The following is a 24,347-nucleotide window of genomic DNA, read 5'->3' on the forward strand; positions in this document are numbered from 1 at the left end:
AAGACTGGAATGGGCAGCTGATTATTTGGCCAAGAACGCTTGCCGAACCAAGCAGAGAAAATCGATACAGAACAGGACCTTGGAAGGAGTTTTAAAGGGACTCAACGCTTAAGGTCCTGTACATGAATAGGGCATAGGGTGAAATACAGCATCAATATTTATACCGCCGCTGCTGGTGAACAGATTAGTTTTGTCAATATTGCCAATCTGTTTTCACCGAAAACCGTTGGGCTTTGTTTCGAGCATGATGGCTCCGGTGAGGTGGGGGGGATTAAAGATGAGGAAGGCTCCGATTGGAATGAAACTGGCCATCAGAGTCGTATCCTTCATATTGACCAAGATAAGTTAGCCCTGTTTGCCAGTCTTTATGATGAGCCGGGTACATCGGCATTGGAAGCGCGTTTACCAACGCTTCACACGCAACAATTGGTTGCAGTGTTGGAAAAGTTTGCTGCCCAGCCAAAGCGGTTGGGGGATTTGAGCGGACAATACCTGTCACTTGAGATGTGGCATGAAACCAATCAACAAACTGACGGCACGATAGCGCGTCAAACCCAATTTCCGAAAGCTGCAGAACAGTGGATCCTCTCCGGCCCGCATTTTTATGTAGGCACACCACTCTATAAGACCCCTCGCGCTATCTGTACGGAAAAGGGCCATTACGACTGCCTCTATCTGCTGACCCTGCCGGATGACTACCTGCCGCGCACCAACTATATTCCGGCCTGTGATGCCGAGGAGTATGCCCGTCGCACCCCGCGGGTGAGCTGGACCGAACCAGGCGAAGATGGGCCTAAAAAGGTGACGGAGTATTATCGGTTTGTGAATCGAGAAATGATTGGGCCATCCTCAGAGCGAACATTGATATCAACCATCGTTCCTCCAGGTGTCGCGCATATCAACACCTGTCTTGGTTCTGCATTTAAAGATGTAACGACCTTGCTTGACTACTTTTCGATGACTTTATCGGTGCCATTAGATTATCGGGTTAAAAGTACGGGCATGGGCCATGCGAACACTTCGCTCATCAACCAGTTGCCGGTGTTGAGTGATGAACAATATCGCTCAGCATTGCATCTTCGCGCTCTGAGTCTGGTTTCGCTGGTGAGTAGTTATAAAGAACTCTGGCAATCTTGTTATCAGCCAGAATTCAACCAGCAACGTTGGAGCCGCGATCAGCCTCAATTGCCGCAGAGCTTCTTCGCCAACCTGACACCGCACTGGCAACGCGACTGTGCGCTGCGCACCGACTATAGCCGCCGCCAGGCGCTGGTTGAGATCGATGTGCTTACTGCCCAGGCGCTGGGGCTGACGCTCGATGAGCTGCTCACTATCTATCGCGTCCAGTTCCCGGTGATGCGCCAGTACGAGGCAGATACCTGGTATGACCAAGTCGGCCGCATCGTCTTTACCCCGAGCAAGGGGCTGGTGGGCGTTGGCCTGCCACGCACTGCACGCAAAGCCGATCTCAAGGCCGGCATCGTCTATGCGGTGGATAGCCCGCAGTGGACGGGCGGCAGCGGGCCGGATTTGGCCATCGGCTGGGATGATATCAAGCACCTGACCATCGGCACCGTCAGCGTCACCTTTGACGACGACACCCGCCCGGGTGGCGTACAGCGCCGCACCATCACCTGGCAGGCCCCCTTTATCAAACCCGACCGCGAAGATGACTACCGCGTCGCCTGGGCGTTTTTTGCCGATCAGCAGGAGTGTGATTGATGCTACCTTCTGTGGTCAGTCGGCAGGTGGCCGACAGTGTTGCAGCCTTTTTACGGGCCGCTTTCCCGATGAACAGCCCGCTGTTCAGTGAATCGGGCAACAATGAGGGTAAGAAGCCTCATCAGACACTTGAACAGTTCCTGCAAACACCACAAAACCTGCTCAAGGGGCCCTATCTCTCGGCCCAGTTGCCGTTTCGGCAGAGTACGCTGGCGCTGGACTTCTTTGCCCATCTGAGCTTGCCGTTTCCTCCCCATGCGCACCAGGCGAGGGCCTTTGAACGATTAGGGGTAGCCGAGCCAAAGCCGACGCTGGTGGCCACCGGCACCGGCTCGGGGAAAACCGAGTGTTTTATGTACCCCTTGCTCAACTACTGCGCAGGCACGCCAGGGGCCGGGGTCAAGGCCATTGTTATCTATCCGATGAATGCGTTGGCCACCGATCAGGCCAGCCGTTTTGCCAAGTCTATTGCCAGCGATCCTCAACTGCATGGCAAGGTGACCGTTGGCTTGTTCGTTGGTGATAGCGAGGAGTTCCCCAGCAAGCGGATGGGGGCAGACTCGGTCATCACCTGTAAGCACACTCTCAGGGAGAGCCCCCCCGATATCCTGCTGACTAACTACAAGATGCTGGATTATCTGCTGATGCGGCCGATTGATCAGCCGTTGTGGCGTTACAATCAGCCCGGCACCCTGCGTTATCTGGTGGTGGATGAGCTGCATACCTTTGATGGGGCTCAGGGGTCGGACCTGGCCTGTCTGGTGCGGCGCTTGAAACATCATATCAGCGTGGATAGCAGCCGCTTTGCCTGTGTCGGCACTTCGGCGACCGTGGGTGACGAGCTGGGACAACTGCTGGAGTATGCCACCTCTATCTTTGATCAGCCCTTCGATGACAGCTCGGTGATCCGGGAGGATCGCTACAGCAGCGCTGAGTTTCTGCAGGGGGTTGAGCTACGCCATACGCGCTTTCCTCAAGCCGATGAGATGGCACTTCTATCGCCCCAACATTATGCCAATCCTGTGGCGTATCTGAACGCTCAGATCCCGCTCTGGTTCCCGGAAAGTGATCTGGTGTTGCCGGCGGATCTGGAAAGTGATGACGGACGACGTTTGCGCATCAAGCTCGGTGAGCTGTTGCGTGGCCACAGCATGCTGCATGTCCTGCTACAGGATCTGCAGCAACAGGGCATTCTCTCCGAGCAGCAGTGCTGCGAAAGTTTGCAAGTGATGCTGGCTTCCAGCCCTGAGCATGCAACGCTGGTGTTGCAAAGCTTTGTCGCGCTGCTAGCTCAGGCTCGCCTTGACGTTGTCGAAGCACCAGCCGATCAACAAAAACGGCTGGCCGAGGGTAAGCCTCGACCGGTGCGGCCCTTTGTGCAGTTGCGTTCCCAGCTTTGGTTGCGGGAGTTGACCCGTCTGGTTGCCAGTGTGGCAAAGAGCCCGACACTGCATTTTGCTAATGATCTCGGCATTGAGGATCGGACCCACTATCTGCCGGTAGTGCATTGCCGGGATTGCCATGCTATCGGTTGGGCCAGCATGCGCCATGGTCAGAGTGCCAAGCTGGAAACCGAGCTGGACGAGATCTATCGCCAGTTCTTCGATCATGGCCGCTCTGTGGTGCTGGTGTTCCCCGAAAAGCCTGACAGTGGTCAGCATCAGCAGCTCTGCCCGGCTTGTCTCTCCTTGAACAAGCAGAGCAACGCGCAGTGCAGTCACTGTGGCCATGATGGGCTGTTGCCCGTGCTGATCCCGGATATGCTCAAGGAGCGCAAGGATAAGCTGGAATTTGCCAACGAGTGTCCCTTCTGCCACAGCAAGCAGGGCATCTCGATCCTCGGGTCTCGCGCCGTTAGCCTGTCAGCGGTGATGATCCATCAGCTCTATGGCAGCCGTTTCAACGAACATAAGAAACTCATTACCTTCTCGGACTCGGTGCAGGATGCCGCACACCGCGCCAGTTTCTTCACCGCCCGCACCTGGCCGTTGATGGTGCGCGGTCAGATTGGCGGCTTGCTGCCAACGGATGAGGCCATGCCGCTGGACGCCTTTGCCAAGCGGGTGTGTGAGCAGACCCGGGCTCGCGCCGAGGATGATGCCCACTTTGCGGCCAATTTTATTGCGCCCAATATGCTGTGGCTCCATGACTATCAAGAGCTCAAGCAGCAAGGCCAGTTACCAGAAAAAACGGATCTGCCGGAGCTGGTAAGCTTGCGGCTGGATTGGGAGGTGTATAGCGAGTTTACCTTGCGGGCTGGCATTGGTCGCACCCTGGAGGTGACCGGTTTTGCCAGTGCCGGTATCGATATGCAGCGCTTCAACCCGGCTATCGTCGCCTTGCATCAGCAATTGAGTGAAGAGTTTGGCGACCTGATGAGCGGAGTCTCTGCCGAGCAAGTCGCCCATCTGGCGCTCGGTGTGCTGTGGCGTATGCGTCAAGCGGGTGCCGTGATGCACCCTGCGTTCGAGAGCTATCGCCGTGATGGCAAGACCTTCATGATGACGCAGAATGAACGCACGTCGCGTTATATGCCCTCTATCGGGCCGAAAACTCGCAAGCCAGCGTATGTCAGCTTTGAGAAGATCAATGGTTTCCAGCGTCTGATCGGCGCCAAATCCAACCCCAGCTGGTACCAGCATTGGCTCAATCGTACCCTGGATAACGGCAACAACGTCTTCATCAGCAGTGTTCATGAGAACCTGTTGCGCTCACTGCTCAAGGGGCTGCAGCGTGCCGGTATCCTGGCTAGCTTTGAGACCTCGGGACGTGAGGCCTGGGGGCTGGTGCCCTCGGCTCTGCTCGTGAGTCGTGATGTGGTTCGCCTCCATTGCTCATCTTGTCGGGAAGTGATCCATGCTCCCGCCGATCAGGCTTGGCAATGGCAAGGTGCACCTTGCATGTCGCTGCGTTGTGAAGGCCACTATCAGCCGGTGGCTAATCAGGTCAGCTGGCAGTGGGATCATCTGGATGTGGCGCGCGTTGTCGGGGCCGAGCATACCGGCCTGTTAACGCGAGAGGTGCGCGAGGCCACCGAGCAGTCGTTCTACAAAGGCCATCAGCCTTGGCATATCAATCTGCTCTCGGCCACACCAACCCTGGAGATGGGGATTGATGTGGGCGACTTGCCCACGGTCTTGCTCTGTTCGGTGCCGCCTGCTCAGGCCAACTACCTGCAGCGCATAGGTCGGGCAGGTCGTAAGGATGGCAACGCCCTGAATATCACGGTTGCCGAGGGTAACCCGCACGATCAATTCTTCTTCCAAGAGCCGTTGGAGATGATGCAAGGCCAGGTGCAGGCTCCAGGGGTATTTTTGAATGCCGTGGCGATCCTTGAGCGTCAGTTGGCGGCTTTTTGTATGGATAACTGGGTAAAAACCGGTGTGCCAGCGTCGGCTATTAGTAAGAACGTCAAACAGATGCTCGATGAGGTGGAGTCTGAACGAAAAACCGGGTTCCCCTATAACTTCCTGCGGTTCGTGGAGGATCATCGGGTTGAGCTGCACAATCGTTTTGCCTCGATCTTCCCTGATTTAGCTCTGGACACCCTTCTGCACTTGCAGCAATACCTGATCGGGGAGTCTGGCACCCGCTCTTTGGTTCAGCGTGTAGATACGGCTTTGGCCTTGCTGCTAGAGGATCGCAAGTCGCTGCGAGCCCGTATCGACAAGCTAAAACGCAGCATCGAGAAGCTCGAGAGCTCACCCCATGATCAGAATTTTGAAAAAGACATGGGCGACCTGGTCTCCGAGCGGCACGCGCTGATGGCGTTGGTCAATCAAATCAACAACAAGCAGACGCTAAACTTTTTCACCGATGAGGGGCTATTGCCCAACTATGCCTTCCCGGAAGCCGGGATCACGCTGCGCTCCGTGCTCTGGCGGCGGAAGGATAACGAGGGGAGTGAGGTCAAGGAGTACCAGAACACCACCTACGAATATGAGCGTCCAGCCTCTACCGCCTTGGCGGAGCTGGCTCCGCTCAACAATTTCTATGCCGGTGGGCATAAAGTCGAGATTGAACAGATCGATCTGAAGCTCTCCGAGCCGGAAAACTGGCGTATCTGTTGTCATTGCAATTACAGCGAGAACATTGATCAATCCGGCGATCCGCATAAGTATTGCCCTAAGTGCGGCTCGCCCGGCTGGGCGGATGCGGGCCAGAAGACGACACTGCTGAAACTGCGTCAGGTGTATGCACGGGCCAAGACCCGGGACAGTCTGATTGGCGATGAGAGCGATAGCCGCGAACTGACTTTTTTCCAGCGTCAGCTGTTGGTGAGCTACGAACCAGACGACGTTGCGGCCGCCTATGCCATTGACGAAGGGGAAGTGCCGTTTGGTTTCGAGTTTTTGAGCAAAGTCACCCTTCGGGATATTAACTTCGGCAAGCAGATGGACGATGCGGCCGAGTTGACTATCGCCGGTGATAAGAAGCGGCGCACCGGCTTTCGGGTCTGTCTGGGCTGCGGCATGGTGCAACGCCCTCGGGATCATGAGGCGCGCCATGATCTGAGTTGTAAGCATCGGGCTGAGCCGGAAAGCGCGAAGTTCGAGGATTATCTCTATCTCTACCGGCAGTTGGAGTCCGAGGCGCTGCGCATCCTGTTGCCGGTCTCTAGTTACAGCGCGGATCGCATCGTGGAGGCGTCGCTGGGGGCAGCTATTCAGCTCGGGCTGAAACATTACTTCAAGGGCAACGTGGATCACCTCAAGGGCGTGGTTTATCGCGAGCCGGAAAACGAAGGGGAGTCCTGGCGGCAGTATCTGGTGATCTATGACTCAGTACCCGGCGGAACTGGCTCTCTCAAGGAGCTGATGCGTACGCCTGACAATCTGTTGAAACTCTTACAACTGGCTTACCAGGCGTTGGTGGAGTGCAGCTGTAACCATGATGTCACCAAGGATGGCTGCTATCGCTGCGTCTATGCCTACCGTGACCGGGGGCGGATGAAGTATGTTTCACGCAATCAGGCGCGTCAGCTGCTGGCAAAAATTATCGAGGCGAGCGACAAACTTCATTCGGTGAAAACCATCAATACCATCCCGCTGGATGTGATGATGGGCTCTGAGTTGGAAAAACGCTTCATCAGCTGCTTGCAGGAGAACAAGGCGCTCGCAGTGACGCGCAGCTATGCCCATCCTGGGGCTGGCTGGATGATCAATACTCGTGCTGAACCCTCCACGAGCTGGCATCTCAAAGCGCAAGTCGATCTGGGGAGTAAAGAGGGTGTCGGTATTCCATGCCGCCCTGATTTTGTTCTTTATCCGGTATCGCAACCAGCGGCGGTTAAGCCGGTGGCCATTTTCCTCGATGGCTTTGTCTTCCATAAGAAGACCGTCGAAGATGATGTACAAAAGCGTCAAGCCATCAAAGAGAGTGGCAATTATCGGCTTTGGACTATTACCTGGCGCGATCTGAATGAAACTGGCTGCAAGCATATTCAGGATGTACTGGGATTACGTCACAACCCGGATATGAAACAGCCCCAATTCTATTCCCCTTTCCATGACATGACATTTGCCACCCTGGAAGGGGCAGTTCGTGAACGCAACAGTTTTGATCTGTTGCTCGACTATATTGCAGAGCCGGCGATGAAAGATCTGCTCTGGCAAAAGCTGGCGGCAGCCCATGCCTGGGTATGGCTCGATGTGAAAAAATCCCAAGATGCCGGCATAAGGCACAAGTTTGCCTATGAAATGCATGAAAATGTACCTGGTTATCGACAGGCGCAATTGCTGCCGGATGAGCCATTTGTCTTTGGCGGTCTGCTGGATAGCTGTGGCTCATCCCAACAGTTTATTGAGCTGGCTTCGGTGTTGCCGCAGCGTTATATCAAGCCAGCTACCACCGCTGACCAGATGCGTGCCGCATTGCGACTGCATGTGAGCTTTGATGATCGCTATACCGAGGATGAGGGGTATGAGCGCGGACTCAATGGTTTCTGGCGACTGGTGAATTTGCTGCAGTTCTTGCCGGATATGTCATTCAGCAGCCGTAAGGCTGTGCACAATCCGCAAGTTCAAATAGTGGTTGAACCGACAGAACCCGCCCCAGAGATTTCAGATAATGGTGATTGGAATGAAATCATCGAGTTAAGTTTGCTAACGGCTCAGGAGATCAGCCTGCTGCAAACATTAGCCTGGCCGGTTCCGGTCCTGGGTTATCCGTTGCAAAACGAGTTTGGCGAAATTGTTGCCGAAGCAGATCTCGCATGGCCTGAACAAAAACGTGCGCTCATCTTTGAAGATGAGGCTTCTGCTGCACCATTTACTAACTGTGGTTGGACGGTCGTCGTGGGCCCGATCAGCCAGGAAACACTACAGTCTTTGTCTGGAGGTAAGGAATGACGGTCCAGTCGCCTAAAGTGGCACTTTCTGATGGTTTTTTGGGTGCATTTGCTCGGATCCCCAAGGCACAACAAAAAAAGGTGCAGGAGTTCATTTCTAAATTTCGACAGGACCCTACCAGTAATGGCCTGAACTACGAAAAGATCCATGATGCTCGAAGCCCGAATGTGCATTCGGTGCGTATTGACCAGACCTATCGTGGGATTGTGCTCAAGCCTGAGCAGGGTTCAGTTTATATGCTGATGTGGGTCGACAAACATGATGAGGCCTATGACTGGGCTCGTCGGCATGATTGCGCCATTCACCCGTTGACAGGGGCCATTCAGGTTGTTGATACCAGCTATATCCGAGCCGTACCTGAAATCGCACCTGTCTCACCGACTGAAATTAGAAAACCAAAGCTATTTTCCGCTTATACCTCTGAGCAGATATTGGCGCTGGGGGTTCCTCCGGTCTTTATTGCCCAGGTGATGGAACTCACCGATATAGCCGACTTTAACCAGCTACAGAAAGTGATGCCAGCAGAGGCGTGGGAGCCGTTGCACTGGTTGACCGAAGGCATTGACTATCCCGAGGTGCTGGCGGAGTTTAATGACCACCCTGAAGAGCCCGTTGATACCAATGACTTTGCTGAGGCCATAGCTCGCAGCAAACGCCGCTTCCATGTCGTGGAAAATGAGCAGGAGCTAATTCAGATGCTCAATGCGCCATTGGAGAAATGGCGCGTCTTCTTACACCCCAGTCAACGCAAATTGGTGGAGTCTCCGGCGACAGGGCCGGTACGAGTGCTTGGTGGGGCAGGGACGGGTAAGACGGTGGTGGCTATGCATCGAGCTCGCTGGTTAGCGCAACGACTGACGGATCAGCCGGGCAAGAAGGTACTCTTTACCACCTTTACCCGAAATCTGGCCGCGGATATTCGTGCCAACCTGCAGCGTCTTTGCAGTCGTGAGGAGATGGCCCGCATTGAGGTGGTCAATATTGATGCCTGGATGACAGAGCAACTCAAACGCCATGGTTACGACTTTAAAGTCGTTTACGACAGTGATGAGGGGCGTCGCCGCTGCTGGAAATATGCCCTGCAACTGGCGCCATCAGAGTTAGGCTTGCCGGATGGCTTTTACGCCGAAGAATGGCAGCGAGTGGTTCAACCTAATGCAGTCTACACCCGGGATGAGTATCTAAAGGTCAGTCGCTTAGGTCGAGGGACGGCTCTGTCCCGTATTCAGCGAGCCAAGATATGGCCAGTGTTCGAAGAGTTTCGCTCCCAGATGGATCGTGCGAAGTTGCGAGAAATGGGCGATGCCATGCACGAGGCCATTGTGCTGTTCAAGGAAAAGCAGCTCCAATTGCCTTATAGCAACATTGTGGTGGATGAGGCCCAGGATATTGGCGCGCCCGCATTTACCCTGATCCGTAGCCTGGTACCTGAATCAGCCAATGATCTGTTTATCGTCGGGGATGGTCATCAACGTATTTATCGTAACAAGGTGGTTCTTGGGCAGTGCGGTATTAACGTGCGCGGTCGCCGTAGTAAGAAGCTGAAAATAAACTATCGAACCACCGAGGAGACTCGGCAGTTTGCAGTTGCGCTCTTGACTGGAGTCAATGTGGATAACCTGGATGGTGAGCAGGATGCCAGCAATGACTACTTATCCTTACTGCACGGTGAAAAGCCGATAATCACCCATTCTGCAGACTTCAAAGCGGAAGCGGATACGATTGTTAAACAGGCCAAAGCCTTGCTAGCCGATGGGGTTCGCTCTCAGGATATTTGTCTCACGGCGCGTACCAGACATGCCTATGAGCGTTACGCAACGGCATTGAACAGCGAAGGAATTCCAACCTTTGTTTTAGGGCAGGACAGTTCGGATAACGATCAGCAAGAAGGGGTCCGTATTGCAACCATGCACCGAATCAAAGGGCTTGAGTTCCAATATGTATTCCTCGCCGGCATCAATGATGGCGCCGTTCCAGAACCCAAAGCGATTGCATCGGATGATCCTGTTGAACAACGGGATGCCTTGTTTAATGAACGCGCTTTGCTCCACGTTGCTGCGACTCGGGCAATAAAGGGGTTGTTTGTTAGTTCAAACGGCAAGCCGAGTTCGTTGTTGCCAGATGTGAACCCTTAATTTAGACGATGGCCAGTAACTAAGCAGAGTTACTGGCCATTATTTTAGAGAAAACTTAGCGGGAAGGTTATCGGTATTGCTGAGCAGCGCAAAATCGCATCGGCAGCCGCCATTTCCCCTGAGCCCTTCACAACTATCCACGATGAGGAACAGGCGCTGGCGCCTGATGGCAAAGCGCGTCAGGTGACCCTGATTTAAGGCTGGCTATCCGATAGCACGATCAGTGTAAAAACCAGCAGTGTGAAAACAATCAAGGCGCCAGTGGCGCCTTGATTGTTTGATGAGATGGTCGGTCACCGCTGGCCGTTACCTAAACAGCCATTCCATATCGTCCTCTTCCTCATCCCACCTCATTTGCTTCTGATCCCAGCGGGTCGCCAGATAGGGTTTGAGGGTCTGTAGGGTGGTGATCTCGGCCAGCTGGGCAGTCAGGTGGTCGATATCACGCAGCAAATAGTCCCGATGTTCGGCAAAGGCCTGCTCGGTCTTTTTCTTGGATGATTGCTTGAATTTGTGCAGCACCGCGTCCATTAGCCCGTCTTGCCCGCCGTAGTAGCTGACTTCGAGCTCGCGTAGCTGGCGTTTCAGCATCGGGTTGAGGTAAGCGAGGTTCTCGTCACTGAGCAGGTTATCGAACTCGGGCAGGTGGGTGTGGGCCAGCTGCAACAGGGTGAACATCTCTTTGTTTTCCAAGGCCTGGCTGAGTTGGCCCATGATGCGGGTCTTTTCCGCCTGCATGACGGGGTCGGGTTCCCGATCCGGGTGCAGCGCCAGGGCGAGCTTGCGATAGAGCGGCTTGAGGCTGGATTTGCTGAACAACTGTTCGATGCGCGCCTCTTCCTCTTGCTCACGACGGGTGCGCGCGTGGGCAAAAGCATCTTGCTGCTCAGTGCCGAAGAGAGGCTCATCGGCAAACAACTCATCATCGTCGAAGCGGTCATCCTCTTCTTTATCGACGGTGTTGCACTCTTCGGCCATATGCTGGCTGTCACCGCCGATGTAAAAATGACCCACTAACGCCGGAGTAAAGATGACCCACCTGGGCCAAGATCGTGGCTTTTGAGCCACGCCCATGTTGACCCAGGAGTTATCAGTGGAAATCAGAGTGTTGGCCCTGCGTATTCCGGTGAAGTTGAACAGTGATTCCGGCCAACGTGAACACCCTGATCCTTAACGCGCTCATGTCATCTCGTTTCTAACTCGACTGTTCAGATTGGGTCAACTCACTTCTCCTCTTTCTCATCGATTCTCCCTTCAGTGACAGCCGGTGAGCGTTGTGCATCAGCCGGTCCAGGATCGCATCTGCCAGGGTGTCCCCCAAGCTCGCGTACCACTCTTCCGTTGGTAGTTGACTGACCACTACCGTCGAGAATTTTCCATACCGATCATCCATGATCTGCCTGCTGGAGGCGTGATCCAAGCCAACATCCTGGCGGTAGTCCGGCCCACACTCAGCGTTTGAGCATTTGCAGCAATGGCGGTAAGGGAGACCGGAGTCGTCAGATATCTGCTTGAAAAAACGACATGTAGAAGTATCCAGTATTGTTGCCAGCTGGGTTGCTTTCTATGCTCTTGTGGTCAAATGACGCCAGCCGTCCATCGTATGATTCTTTGGACTGGGGCCAAGGGAGCGAACAAGGATACCGAATGGCAAATCCCAAAAGTCTGATATTCCAACTGCATAAACATTGGGACGTCATCGAAGCATTGGTTCGGGCTTCGCGGGAATGGCCTGCTTTCGATGAGGCGATGGTGCTGAGGCTAATTGGCAAGTCCAGCCGGGGCAGTGACAGCGAGCCTGAGTGTGGAGAAATCTTGCGCAGCCTATGTAGCAGCGATGTCCTGCAGTGGCTTGAGCGAACCGATACCCTGCAGGTCAACCCCTTGGTGCAAGAGTTTGCGCGGGGGCTGTTACGTGAGCATGAGTTAGGGCTTTCTGCCGTGCTCAAGGCGCGTATCGAGGCCATCAAACAAGCGACAGCACAAATACTGGAAGGTTCTGAACCACTCAATCCCGATTATTTGCGTCAGGGCTCAGCCAAGATGTCAGACCTGTTGCGGCAGATCAGTTTGCAATTGGATCAGGATCGCCATGCCATATTGGAGCTGGCCGAACAGGCTAAATCCGCGGATGCAGCCATGCCAATAGCGCAACGTTATCGCTCAGTGCTTGAAGCCTATGACCAGTATGTGGAGCCCATGAACGAGATGATGGACTCCGGGCTTGCGGGCAACTTCTATCCCTTTCTGGAGCAGGCGGAGAGGGCTCTGGATCGGGCTGTAGAGGCCATCACCATACAAGGTGGGCTTTATACCCACCAGTTACAGTTGCGTCAGGTTTCTTATCAAGCCAAGGAGTTGCAGCGGTTGGGAAGATTGGTAGCCCAGCAATGTGCCGCCACCTTGCTGCCGCTGCGTGAAGAGCTGCGCGAGCATAATGGCCTGTCTGCCGCCATCAGCCAGTTGTTGGGGCGTGTGCGCAAACGTGGCCTCACGCGAGCTCTGCCGTTGCGCAATACGAAGGGGGCCTTGCCTGTCTGGCGGCAGGAGCGACCGCGACGCGTTAGTGTAGGCTTCGAGGTCAAGGATTTTATGGCCAGCGCCCTGGCGTACATACCGGAACTCATCCGTTTCCCGACGGAGGTCCCCTTCGACGCCTCACTGGTAGAGCCCATTGATGACGAGACCCTCAAACAACACCTGCAAGAGAGCCTGCCAGTGGAGAACCTGATGCTCTGGTTGCTACAGCATTATGGCGAGCAGCCGGATGCCACCTTGTTGCGACTCTACCACGAACTGGTGCGTGAGCCTCTTTGGCTGGCGAGCCTTCACCCAGATAGCACCACAACGGATTTGCAAGAGGTGCTGGTCAGTTATCACCCCTACAGGATCCAGAGATCATGATTACCTCTATTTCGCATCTGGAGTCGCTCGGTGCCCTGAGTGAGCTGTTTCGCCTGTTCAACAGCGGCAAGCACCTCAACCGGGTGGCGGAGCCTGCCCTGTGGGCCGAGCTGGAGCGGTGTCAGGAAAGCTATCAGGCTATTTTTGCCGCCCTGGGGTTTGAGCTTAAAGTCGAGCCACGTGGCTATGCCTGGTTTCATATCGAGGAGTCCGGCAGCCAAGCCAGCAAGACTAGCAAGCGCCTGGCGTTGTTATGGATGTGCTTGTTTGATACCCAGGCTGATGAGGGCAGACCCTTGTCCCGCTTTACGGAGTGGCGGGTAGACAAGGCCTTGCTGGCCAAGGCTCACGAGCATCATCAGGAGATCCTTGAGGCCGAGGGGTTGGAGCTGGATGGCTTCATCGCGTTGCTGGACAGCGCGGTCAAGCTCGGATTTGCGTTGTCACTTAACGGTTATTGGCAGTTATTGCCGGCGGTCTATCGCTATCTGGAACACTTCGAATCGTTGAGCGCATCTGGCCAAGACGATTCATTCGATGAGCCGCAGGGTGGCGAGGAAGATGAATCGGCAGAGGTGGGTTTGGATGAGGAGGAGGAAGCATGATCCAGTACGGGTTTGAGCGTCTGGTATTGTTGGGCAGTGCCGGGTATCAGAGAGCCGAGTTGCCGCTGGATGCTGCCGTCTCACTCATCGCCCCCAATAACACAGGTAAAACCAGCCTCATCAACGCGCTGCAGTTTTTATTGATCATCGACCAGCGACGCATGGACTTTGGCGCCCACGATCTGGAGAAGTCCAAACGATTCTACTTCCCCAACAACAGCGCCTACATACTGCTGGAAGCCTGTCTGCCAGAAACGGGGACCGTGGTGCTGGGATGTGTCGGCAAGGGGGTTAGCCATGACTATCAGTACTTTGCCTACAAGGGAGCGTTGGATCTGGATGATTATCGGTTGGACGGCGGCGCTCTGGTGGCGGAGCCCCAACTGGTAAACCACCTGGCCACGCGCCAGCGGCTGGTGTTTGTCTACAAGAGTCCCAATGATTTTCGCGATGCCCTGTATGGTGGTCGTCGCAAGCGGGCCGCCAGCGAGCCCGATTTCACCCTCTTTCATCTGGAGCATCAATCGGATGCTGCTGCCTATCGACAGGTCCTCACTCGTACCTTACGGCTGGATAGGCTCACCTCGGCCGATGTCAAAAATTATCTGTTGGAAATCTTCAAACGGGACTTGTCGGATGCGGCCATCGACTTTCGGCAAGAGTGGGAAAAGGCATTTAGCGAGGTCAATAGTGAACGGGCTCAGTATCAGGCGGCGGTCAATCAGTCTGCACGGATCCTGAGCTTGGCCAAACAAGTGCAAGAGCGTTTGACGCTCAGAGGCAAGCTCATCGTCTGGTGCCCACAGATAGAAGAAGACCTCAAGCAGTGGCACTCCTACTATGAGTCCACAGCAGAGGAATTGGCAGCCAAGGTGTTGCAATGCGAGACGGCACAAAAGCAATCGGGGAGCCGTATTCAGGAGCTGAGTGTCGAACGGCTCGTAAAACAGCAGTCCCATACTCAGCTGCTGGCGCTCAATCAGCAGCAAGCGGAGCTGGAGCGTCGGTTTACCCTGCTTTCGGGACGTGAGCAACTTGAAACACAGCTGGCGGCGGTCAAGGAGAATTTGGAGGCTCAGATCACCCTGCTGGGGCAGGTCAAGAGCCGCAGCGTAGAGGACATAAGGCGAGATTTACGTCGGCAACAGCAGTTGTCGATGAGCCTGCATCGGCAGCAGGAGACCTTGACCGACAATCTCTATCGACACATGGCTGATCATCTGAGTGAAGAGGAGTTACTGCGACTAAACCGGGTGCTCCAGGCCGGAGTGATGCAGCTAGGACCGGCAGATTTCGAACTGGATATGCCCCGGTTGAAACAACAGTTGTCACAGACGCCGGGCGAGACGCTGATGCTGGCTGGCCTGCGCATCAACCTTCATCGGTTGCATCCCCAGTTTCAGCAACTCAGTGAAGCCGAGCTGAAGGAGCAGATCAGGGATACCGACAGGCATATCGCCAGTTTGGAGGTGCAGCAGCAAACAGCCTAGCAGCGCCACCAGGCCGAGGCACACAAGCAACGATTAGAGCAGGAGCAGCAACAACTGCGGCAGGAGCTGGCCGACTTCGACACCTGGCAGCATCTATTGGCCCAGAGTGACCAGCGAGCAGAGCAATTGATAGCCCATGAACAAGAGCTGGATAGGCTACAGGCCGAGCTGGCAGCGATTAACCAGCAGCAATTGAGCTTGGTTGATCAACTCAATGCTTTGCGACAAGCGCAGATGCGACTGGATGATGAGCATAACGGCATCGTCACCATGCGTAACCAGCGCGAGGATCAGGGGCCAGAATTCGGTTATCTGGAATCTCTTTCCTACCATCCCTGGCTCGGGGGAGCCACCAGAACGCTGGATACCCTATATACCCGTTTGCAAGAATTCCAGACCGATAGTCGTCAATTGTTGGCGTTGAACAGCGCGTTGCAGCGCGGTTTGCAGGATTTGCACGCTGGCGGACTCACCAAGTATGAACACTGCCCGACTCAGGACGAGGAGTGGAGTCGGATCCTCGATTTCCATCAGATGTTGCCAAAAGAAGCCGAGGCATTGGAGAAGAAGGCCCGCAGTGCCGTGATCAATGTCACCGCCAGCCTGAAACAGCTCAGACAGGGGCTGAATGCTTTTAAGGCGCAGATGCGGGGCTTTAACCGGCTGGTGAGTCAGCGTCAACTGTCCGACCTCAGGGTTTTCAAAATCGAGCCCAGGGATGAAGCACACCTGGTGGAAGCCATCGAAATTCTGCTCGATAAGTCCGCTCAGGTGGAGACGGGGGAGAGCTTCGATCTGTTTAATCAGCAAAGCGTGCTGGATGATGTGCGATTGGATCGCGCCAAACAGACCTTGTTTGATGAGGGCAATGCCCGGCAAGGGCTCCGTGTCGCCGATCTGTTTCGCCTGGAGTTTGTGATAGGTAAGCAGGATCAGCAGGAGGAGTCCTTCACCGAGATAGACAGTGCGGCCTCCAACGGCACCGTATTGATGGCCAAGCTGGTGACCGGGCTGGCCATGCTCCACCTGATGCATCACAAGAACAAGCGCATCCGCACCATCTGTTATCTGGATGAGGCGCTGGCGCTGGATACCCGCAACCAGAAAAATCTGATCGATGTGGCGGCAGAATTCGGTTTTGCCCTGATCTGCGCCTCGCCAGCTCCGTTGACCACGGCACGCTATTGCGTACCTATCCATCACCATGCCGGCAAGAACCATATCAATCGGCAGAGCTGGCTGGTGCTTGCTCCCAAGGAGCGACCATGAGCCGTAGTTTGATCGCCGCCTTGCGCAAATTGCGCCAAGCCCCTGGAGGAGGGCTTGCCAGCTCTCAATTGAGCGAGGGGCAGCGACGTGAGCTGAGCAGCTTTGCCCGCGCTACCGGCAGCATACAGATGCGGCCCGAGGGCAGGGGAGTCGTATTTGAGATAAGGCTGCCCGCCGTGGTGGAACACCAGTGGCGACAACTGGTGCCGATAGAGCAAGCCGAATTGGTCGATGGTCTGCCACGCCGAGCGCGTAACATCGCCGCAACTCGCCGTAGCAAGGGGGCAGATCATGGGCATGAGTTCAGCTATCTGCTGTTAAAGGCCGGTCCCGGTCAGGTGGCGTGGCGAGACGATAAAGACAACCGGCTGGACTTGCGACTGAGCACCGATCAACTGGGCGTCGCCGCTCTGACTGTGCACGCCGACAGCACCTGGTATACCGAACATCCGCTATGGCTTGTGGAAAATCAGGCGCTGTTTGACCAGCTGGACTGGCTACCCTGCGCCCAGCCCGCCAGTGTTGCTTATTACAGTGGCCAATTGCCCAACACATTGTTGGATTGGCTCGCCTTGCGCCAGCGGGCGCCTGCGATCCACTTCTTTCCCGACTACGACGGAGTGGGTCTGCTCAACTTTGCCCGGCTTCGCAGCCGTCTTGGCCACAGCGTGGCCCTGTGGTTGATGCCCGAGTGGCCATCTCGTCTCGAGCGTTTCGGTTGTACCACGCTTTGGCAGGATACCCAGCGCGAATTCAACGCCATGCTGGCACACCCTGCGACAGCCGATTTCGACGTGGAAGTGAAGCAATTGATCCGGTCAATGCAAGCCAGCGGGATGGCGCTGGAGCAGGAAGCCGTGTGGTTGTGAGGAACTGCCCCGTCCGTCTCGCCTGCCTCTTATCTGTCTATTAGTTTGAAAATATCTGCTTGAAAATACGACATGTGCAAAACCCCAGTATCGAAGCGGCTTTGCTCGAACGATATAGTCATCTGGGTTTTAACTGATGACTTGGGAGATAAAGGATGAAGGCGGCGACACGGCATGATTGGCAAGGGTTACAACCATTGCATCGAGATGCGCTCACCCTTCCGCTGAGCCTGCGCTTTCGCGATGAGCAGATGGCCAACATCCGACAGGGATTTATGTACTATGCCTCATAATCTGTTCACCTTGGCGATTACGCACTACCTGATAGGGCTCGCTCCGCTCTTTGCTGAAACATGCATACACACATAAAATATTAGACACGACTGGATTCGGTGAGAGCAGAGATGTCAAGACTGCTATCAACGTCTTGGCATTCAGCGTTTTCAACAGTAAATCTGCGTGGTGGCTTGCAAGCGCCAAGGACCACCATTAATGTGATGCAACCCGCCCGGTTCCATGAGTTCGACCTTGACCACCACGATGTTGTGCCGAATGTGATAGTCCCCGTTGTCCCTCTAAAGAGTCAAGGGAGAAGGTCTCGTCAACCTCAACGATACCTTCTTCCCGTGTGGCTTGATGTCCGGTCATCGCACGCAAAAGCGATGACGCCAGTAGCCTAAAGTTTGCTAGGCAATCGTTACAGAACGTGAACAGAAGCGGTGTTGGTGGTGCCGCTCGGTACCAGAGCACCGGAGACCATCACAACCACGTCACCTTTCAGACCCATGCCGATTTCCAGCGCGGCTTCTTTACCGATGCGATAGAAATCGTCGGTAGAGGCGATGCTGTCAACCACGTGAGCAACCACACCCTTGGTCAGCACCAGCTGGGCAGCAGTTTTCTTGTTGGTGGTGATCGCCAGGATCCAGGCTTTCGGGAAGTACTTGCGAATGGCCTTGGCAGACTTGCCGCCTTCGGTAGCAACCACGATCAGCGGGGCGTCCAGCTTCTCGGAGGTCTCTACGGCGCCTTTACATACGGCTTCGGTGATGCGCAGCTTGTTGCTGTCGTTGGCAGCAGACAGGTTGGACGGCATCACGGCATCGGTACGCTCGCAGATGGTGGCCATGATGGTCACGGCTTCCAGCGGGTACTTACCCTTGGCGGATTCACCGGACAGCATCACTGCGTCGGTACCGTCCAGGATGGCGTTGGCCACGTCACCAGCTTCGGCGCGGGTCGGACGCGGGTTCTTGATCATGGAGTCCAGCATCTGGGTGGCAGTGATAACCACTTTGCGGGCTTTGTTGCACTTGGCGATGATCATCTTCTGGGCGAAGATAACTTCTTCAACCGGGATCTCTACACCCATGTCGCCACGAGCAACCATGATGCCGTCGGAAACAGCCAGGATCTCGTCGAAGTTGTCCAGACCTTCCTGGTTTTCGATCTTGGAGATGATCTGGATGTTCTCGCCACCGTGGGCTTTCAGGTGCTCACGGATTTCCAGAACGTCTTCTTTCTTACGGATGAAAGAAGCAGCAACGAAATCAACGCCTTGCTCGCAACCGAAGATCAGGTCGCGCTTGTCTTTCTCGGCCAGGGCCGGCAGCTTGATGGAGACGCCCGGCAGGTTAACGCCTTTGTTCTCGCCCAGGTCACCGTTGTTCAGCACTTTACAGATAACTTCGCGCCCGGTGATTTCGATGACGTCCAGACCGATCAGGCCGTCATCAACCAGGATGCGGTTGCCGACGCGCAGATCGTTGGCGAAACCTGCATAGGTCACCGCCACTTTGTCTTTGTTGCCAACCACGGTCTGGTCGGTGGTGAAGGTGAAAGTCTGGCCAGCGACCAGCGCGACGTCGTTGCCGCCTTCCAGCTTCATGGTACGGATTTCCGGACCCTTGGTGTCCAGCAGGATAGCTGCGTGCTTGCCGGTCTCGGCCATTACAGCGCGCAGGTTGCTGATGCGGCTGCCGTGCTCGGCGTAGTCACCGTGGGAGAAGTTCAGGCGCATGACGTTCATGCCGGCGTCCAGCATTTTGGCCAGCATTTCTTTGGATTCGGTCTTCGGACCGATGGTGCAGACAATTTTGGTCTTTTTCATTTTTGAGTTCCTAGTTTTATTTAATTTCTACAAGCACCATCAGTTGACCGACAAACATAACAATCAGCCTTTAAGCCAGAGACTGTCGGATACTCGGCTTCGACTGCTGCGATCACCTCGGCCACTTTCTCCGGGCGCAGCAGGGCGACCACGCAGCCGCCGAAGCCGCCGCCGGTCATCCGCACGCCGCCATCTGTGCCGATCCTGGCCTTGATGATCTCCACCAGACCGTCGATGGCGGGCACTGTGATCTCGAAGTCATCGCGCATGGCGGCGTGCGACTCGGCCATCAGCTCGCCGAGGCGGGTCAGATCGTGGCTCGCCAGCGCATCGGCGGCCGCCAGGGTGCGGGCGTTTTCACCGACGATGTGGCGGGCACGGCGATAGCAGGCCTCATCCAGCCCGGCTTTGCCCGCTTCCAGTCCGGCCAGATCGAGGTCGCGCAGCGCCTTGACCCCGTAGTGACGGGCGGCCTCTTCGCACTGCTGGCGACGGGTGTTGTATTCGCTGTCCACCAGACCGCGGCGCACATTGGAGTTGACGATCAGCACCGCCAGATCCGCCGGCATGGGGATGAGGCGAGTCTCCAGCGAGCGGCAGTCGAGCAGCAGGGAATGATCGGTTTTGCCGCTGGCGGAGATCATCTGATCCATGATGCCGCAGTTGCAGCCGACGAACTTGTTCTCCGCCTGCTGGCCATTGAGGGCGATCTCGGCCTGACTGATGTCGAGCCCCAGCGCCTCTTTGAAGGCCTGACCGATCGCCACTTCCAGCGAGGCGGAGGAGGAGAGTCCCGCCCCCTGCGGCACGTTGCCGGAGACCACCAGATCGAGGCCGCGCAGGGTATAGCCGCGCTCCTGCAGATATTTCACCACGCCGCGGATGTAGTCGCTCCAGCGCTGGCTGGGGTGGTGCTCGATGGGCTGGTCGAGGTCGAACTGGTCGCGCTGATTGTCGTAGTCGGCGGCGATCACCTGTACTTGCCGGTCATCGCGCAGGCCGATGGCAACGCAGGTCTCGTAGTCGATGGCGCAGGGCAGCACGAAGCCGTCGTTGTAGTCGGTATGTTCACCGATGAGGTTGACGCGGCCGGGGGCGCGCACCAGCAGATCGGGCGCTTTGGCAAATTGCTCGGCAAAAACGGTGCTGACACGTTGGTTGGGGGTCATAGGGCCTCCTCATTGGTGTGGCTGGTCTGGGTGTAGTGAATGGGGCTCAGAGCGCGCAGCCGCTCGGCAGCCTGCTCGGGGGTAAGGTCGCGCTGGGTTTCGGCCAGCATCTCGAAGCCGACCATGAATTTGCGCACGGTGGCGGAACGCAGCAGTGGCGGATAGAAGTGGGCATGCAGTTGCCACGCCTCGGGGCAATCCGATTTGGGCGGTGCAAAGTGCCAGCCCATGGAGTAGGGGAAGCTGCACTCGAACAGATTATCGTAGCGGCTGGTGAGCTCCTTGAGCGCCACTGCCAGATCCTGTTGCTGGGCCTTGGTCAGGTTGAGCATGGAGGGGACGTGCGCCTTGGGCAGCAGCAGGGTTTCGAACGGCCAGGCGGCCCAGAAGGGAACCACGGCGAGCCAGTGCTCGGTCTCCACCACGATGCGCGAGCGATCCGCCAACTCCCGCTCCACATACTCCAGCAGCATGGGGCGGCCATGCTCGGCCAGCCAGTCACGCTGGTGCTGCTCTTCGCGGGCGATCTCGTTGGGCAGGAAGTCGCTGCCCCAGATCTGGCCGTGGGGGTGAGGGTTGGAGCAGCCCATGACTGCCCCTTTGTTTTCAAAGACCTGCACCCACTGCCACTGGGCCGACAGCTCGGCGACCTGATCCATCCAGGTGGTGATCACCCCCTCGATGGCGGGCAGCGGCAGCTCGGGCAGGGTCTTGCCGTGGTCCGGCGAGAAGCAGATGACCCGGCTGGTGCCGCGGGCGGCTTCCAGCTTCAGCAGGGGATCGCTGGCGCTATCGGCGGCCGGGGTATCCTGCATCAGGGCGGCGAAGTCGTTGGTAAAGACAAAAGTGCTCTTGTAGTCGGGGTTGATGTCGCCAGTGACCCGGGTGTTGCCCGCGCAGAGGAAGCAGTCGGGATCGTGGGCTTGCTTGGGGGCCTGACTCACCTTCTCCACCTGTCCCTGCCAGGGGCGTTTGGCCCGGTGGGGGGAGACCAGCACATACTGGCCGGTCAGCGGGTTGAAGCGGCGATGGGGATGATCGACGGGGTTGAACATCATCTCTCCTGAATAATGTATTGAAAAATAAAGTCGTTTATTACCGGGGAGCAGGCAGACCTACTCTTCGTAACCGTTCGGATTGGCGGATTGCCAGCGCCAGCTGTCGGCGCACATAGCGTCTATGTCCCGGGTCGCCTGCCAGCCCAGCTCACGCTGCGCCTTGGCCGGATCGGCCCAGCAGGCGGAGATATCGCCCGGGCGGCGCGGTTCGATGCGAAATGGCAGCGGCTTGCCACAGGCGGCAGAGAAAGCGGTGACCAGCTGCAACACACTCTGGCCCTGGCCGGTGCCCAGGTTGTAGGTGTGTACACCACCCTTGCCGGCGCAGTGTTGCAGTGCCTTGACGTGCCCCTCGGCGAGATCCATCACGTGGATGTAGTCGCGCACGCCGGTGCCGTCCGGCGTGGGGTAATCGTTTCCAAAGACCGACAAGCAGTCGCGACGGCCGATGGCCACCTGGGTGATATAGGGCATCAGATTGTTGGGGATCCCTTGCGGGTCTTCACCCATAGTGCCCGAGTCGTGGGCGCCGACCGGATTGAAGTAGCGCAGCAGGGTCATGCTCCAGTGGGGCTCGGCCAGCTGCAGATCTTCGAGGATCTCCTCGATGAGCAGCTTGGATCGCCCGTAGGGGTTGGTGGCGCAGCGAGGGAAATCCTCGCGGATCGGCAGGCTAGCGGGATCGCCGTAGACGGTGGCCGAGGAGCTGAACACCAGATTGTGCACATTGGCCCGCTTCATCGCCTGCAGCAGGGTGAGGGTGCCGCCGAGGTTGTTTTCGTAGTAATCCAGTGGAATGCGGGTCGATTCACCGACCGCTTTGAGGGCGGCAAAGTGGATCACTGCATCGATCTGTTGCTCGGCGAAGATCCGCTCCAGCAGGGCGGCATCGCGAATATCCCCTTGATAGAACTGGGGTTGCTGGCCGCTGATGGCGGCGACTCGGGCCAGCACGCTGCGCTTGCTGTTGCCGAGGTTGTCGACCACCACGGGATTCATGCCTGCCGCTTGCAGGGCCAGACAGGTGTGGCTGCCGATATATCCGCAACCGCCGGTGACTAGAACATTCATCTTGCTCTCCATATAAAAACATTGGTAACAGTCTAAACGAGAGGCCTCGACGTAAACTGTGAGCTCATCTACAAATCAGTGTAAGCGGTTACACTAATTTAGTGTGAGACTACATTGCAAGATCATTTTTCTCTATTTTTTTCAATTACTTTCAAGGGTATAATAGTGTTTAACTATAATGTGAAAATGAGTGAAAACAGTATGAGTACCATCAAGGACGTCGCTCGGTTAGCCAATGTATCGGTGGCAACGGTCTCACGAGTGATGAACAATTCGCCAAAAGCCAGCGCAGCGTCCCGGGTCGCAGTGCAGAGAGCAATAACTGAGCTTGGTTACACTCCTAATGCAAATGCCAGGGCCCTAGCTAACCAGTGTTGTGATACCTTTGGTGTTGTTGTTGGGGACGTGGCGGATCCCTTCTTTGGGGCATTGGTGAAAGGTGTAGGCACTGTTACTACGGAGCAGGGGCTGCATTTGTTGATGGGAAATGGACGACATACAGCAGACGCTGAACGGGAAGCAATAGAGTTGTTGATTGCTCGCCGTTGTGAAGGGCTTGTTGTACATAGCAAGGCATTATCTGATGACGAATTGCTGCAATATGCTGAGCGCATTCCTGGTTTGGTATTGATTAATCGTTACATTCCAGCTCTTCAGGTGCGTTGTATCGCATTGAATAACCAGCAAGGAACCACGTTAGCCACTCGGCATGTATTGGCGCAGGGACATGTCAAAATTGCTTATCTGGGTTCAAATCGACCTATCGAGGATGCAGAGTCACGCTTGAATGGTTATCGGGATGCATTGATATGCGCAGGGATTGCTCCAAGTGATGAGTTGATTGAATTTGCCCAACCAAATGAAGAAGGGGGGGAGCAGGCGACGCTGAACCTACTCGCCAAAGGAGCAAAGCTTACAGCTATAGTAACCTACAATGATGCTATGGCGGCAGGCGCCCTCTCTGTACTGGCTGATAATGGAGTCAAAGTTCCGGAAGAAGTGTCCGTGATAGGCTTTGATGACATTATCTATGCTCGATATTTGCGTCCTAAACTAACGACTATGCGTTACCCTATTGAGTTGATGGCAGCTCAGGCCACAAGGTTATCACTTGCCTTGATTCGTGGGGAGTCTTCACCCGAGCACTCTCGTATATATACACCACTTCTAATAAATCGTCAGTCAGTCGCTCGTCCTATGTCGGAATGACAACTTGTTAGTTTTCCCCGCGGCATAAGTCAATCATTTTGTGTGCTAATAACTAGGGAAGGTGCGAACAAGTCCCTGATATGAGATCATGTTTGTCATCTGGAGCCATGGAACAGGGTTCATCATGAGTCATCAAATTACCTTCGCCGACAGTGAATTCAGCAGTAGGCGCCGTCAGACCAGAAAAGAGATTTTCTTGTCCCGCATGGAGCAGATTCTGCCATGGCAAAACATGGTGGAAGTCATCGAGCCGTTTTACCCCAAGGCTGGTAATGGCCGGCGACCTTATCCGCTGGAAACCATGCTACGCATTCACTGCATGCAGCATTGGTACAACCTGAGCGATGGCGCGATGGAAGATGCTCTGTACGAAATCGCCTCCATGC

General features: G+C 55.7%; 15 protein-coding genes and 1 pseudogene. 10 read left to right on the forward strand and 6 right to left on the reverse strand.

Features of this window, described 5'->3' with window-relative positions; translation table 11 throughout:
• Positions 1 to 138 precede the first annotated feature (138 nt).
• From HKD46_RS18470 to HKD46_RS18480, 3 genes are read left to right on the forward strand one after another with little or no spacing between them, the layout of a single operon-like run.
• Entirely contained in the window at positions 139 to 1,722 is a 1,584-nt protein-coding gene (locus HKD46_RS18470) for a hypothetical protein (protein ID WP_173418150.1), read from the forward strand.
• Positions 1,722 to 8,072 (forward strand): DEAD/DEAH box helicase, encoded by a 6,351-nt coding sequence (locus tag HKD46_RS18475; protein WP_161469547.1) that lies wholly within the window; start codon positions 1,722 to 1,724, stop codon positions 8,070 to 8,072. Before HKD46_RS18470 ends, HKD46_RS18475 begins: the two co-directional genes overlap by 1 nt.
• Positions 8,069 to 10,207, forward strand: a complete 2,139-nt coding sequence (locus HKD46_RS18480) for a UvrD-helicase domain-containing protein (protein WP_113979064.1) — start codon at positions 8,069 to 8,071, stop codon at positions 10,205 to 10,207. Before HKD46_RS18475 ends, HKD46_RS18480 begins: the two co-directional genes overlap by 4 nt.
• 306 nt (positions 10,208 to 10,513) lie before the next feature.
• On the opposite strand, the gene HKD46_RS18485 is transcribed toward HKD46_RS18480, so the two are convergent.
• Complete coding sequence (locus tag HKD46_RS18485) at positions 10,514 to 11,221, reverse strand: hypothetical protein (protein WP_173418151.1); 708 nt, start codon at positions 11,219 to 11,221, stop codon at positions 10,514 to 10,516.
• Positions 11,222 to 11,402: 181 nt separating this feature from the next.
• Positions 11,403 to 11,603: pseudogene (locus HKD46_RS18490) on the reverse strand (ATP-binding protein); the annotation flags it as partial.
• Positions 11,604 to 11,854: 251 nt separating this feature from the next.
• Here HKD46_RS18490 and HKD46_RS18495 point away from each other — a divergent pair.
• From HKD46_RS18495 to HKD46_RS18510, 5 genes are all read left to right on the forward strand, one after another.
• A complete protein-coding gene (locus HKD46_RS18495; protein WP_021140988.1) occupies positions 11,855 to 13,111 on the forward strand; it encodes a hypothetical protein in 1,257 nt (418 codons plus the stop codon).
• Positions 13,108 to 13,716 carry a condensin complex protein MksE gene (locus HKD46_RS18500; RefSeq protein WP_005330555.1) on the forward strand — a complete coding sequence of 203 codons (609 nt, stop codon included), beginning with the start codon at positions 13,108 to 13,110 and terminating at the stop codon, positions 13,714 to 13,716. The genes HKD46_RS18495 and HKD46_RS18500 overlap by 4 nt, the downstream gene beginning before the upstream one ends.
• Positions 13,713 to 15,206: a hypothetical protein gene (locus HKD46_RS21205; RefSeq protein WP_202605840.1), complete on the forward strand. Its 1,494-nt coding sequence runs from the start codon at positions 13,713 to 13,715 to the stop codon at positions 15,204 to 15,206. The genes HKD46_RS18500 and HKD46_RS21205 overlap by 4 nt, the downstream gene beginning before the upstream one ends.
• A 96-nt stretch (positions 15,207 to 15,302) precedes the next feature.
• Entirely contained in the window at positions 15,303 to 16,475 is a 1,173-nt protein-coding gene (locus HKD46_RS21210; RefSeq protein ID WP_221413920.1) for a hypothetical protein, read from the forward strand.
• Positions 16,472 to 17,344: a hypothetical protein gene (locus tag HKD46_RS18510; protein WP_021140990.1), complete on the forward strand. Its 873-nt coding sequence runs from the start codon at positions 16,472 to 16,474 to the stop codon at positions 17,342 to 17,344. Before HKD46_RS21210 ends, HKD46_RS18510 begins: the two co-directional genes overlap by 4 nt.
• A 697-nt stretch (positions 17,345 to 18,041) precedes the next feature.
• Here HKD46_RS18510 and pykF read toward each other — a convergent pair.
• From pykF to galE, 4 genes are read right to left on the reverse strand one after another with little or no spacing between them, the layout of a single operon-like run.
• On the reverse strand, positions 18,042 to 19,454 hold the full coding sequence (gene pykF, locus HKD46_RS18515; protein WP_042649215.1) for a pyruvate kinase PykF: 1,413 nt from the start codon (positions 19,452 to 19,454) through the stop codon (positions 18,042 to 18,044).
• 20 nt (positions 19,455 to 19,474) lie between these two features.
• Positions 19,475 to 20,623 carry a galactokinase gene (gene galK, locus HKD46_RS18520; RefSeq protein ID WP_021141162.1) on the reverse strand — a complete coding sequence of 383 codons (1,149 nt, stop codon included), beginning with the start codon at positions 20,621 to 20,623 and terminating at the stop codon, positions 19,475 to 19,477.
• Complete coding sequence (locus tag HKD46_RS18525; RefSeq protein ID WP_021141161.1) at positions 20,620 to 21,678, reverse strand: UDP-glucose--hexose-1-phosphate uridylyltransferase; 1,059 nt, start codon at positions 21,676 to 21,678, stop codon at positions 20,620 to 20,622. Before HKD46_RS18525 ends, galK begins: the two co-directional genes overlap by 4 nt.
• Before the next feature lie 60 nt (positions 21,679 to 21,738).
• On the reverse strand, positions 21,739 to 22,752 hold the full coding sequence (gene galE / locus HKD46_RS18530; protein ID WP_021141160.1) for a UDP-glucose 4-epimerase GalE: 1,014 nt from the start codon (positions 22,750 to 22,752) through the stop codon (positions 21,739 to 21,741).
• 201 nt (positions 22,753 to 22,953) lie between these two features.
• On the opposite strand from galE, the gene HKD46_RS18535 reads away from it, so the two are divergent.
• Together HKD46_RS18535 and HKD46_RS18540 are read left to right on the forward strand one after the other, a co-directional pair.
• Entirely contained in the window at positions 22,954 to 23,961 is a 1,008-nt protein-coding gene (locus tag HKD46_RS18535) for a substrate-binding domain-containing protein (protein WP_082030023.1), read from the forward strand.
• A 124-nt stretch (positions 23,962 to 24,085) separates the two neighbouring features.
• The coding region (locus tag HKD46_RS18540) for a transposase (RefSeq protein ID WP_218972755.1) at positions 24,086 to 24,347 on the forward strand (262 nt) is incomplete at its 3' end.

The organism is Aeromonas sp. TW 6 (genome assembly GCF_013168745.1).
Taxonomy (GTDB): domain Bacteria; phylum Pseudomonadota; class Gammaproteobacteria; order Enterobacterales; family Aeromonadaceae; genus Aeromonas; species Aeromonas caviae.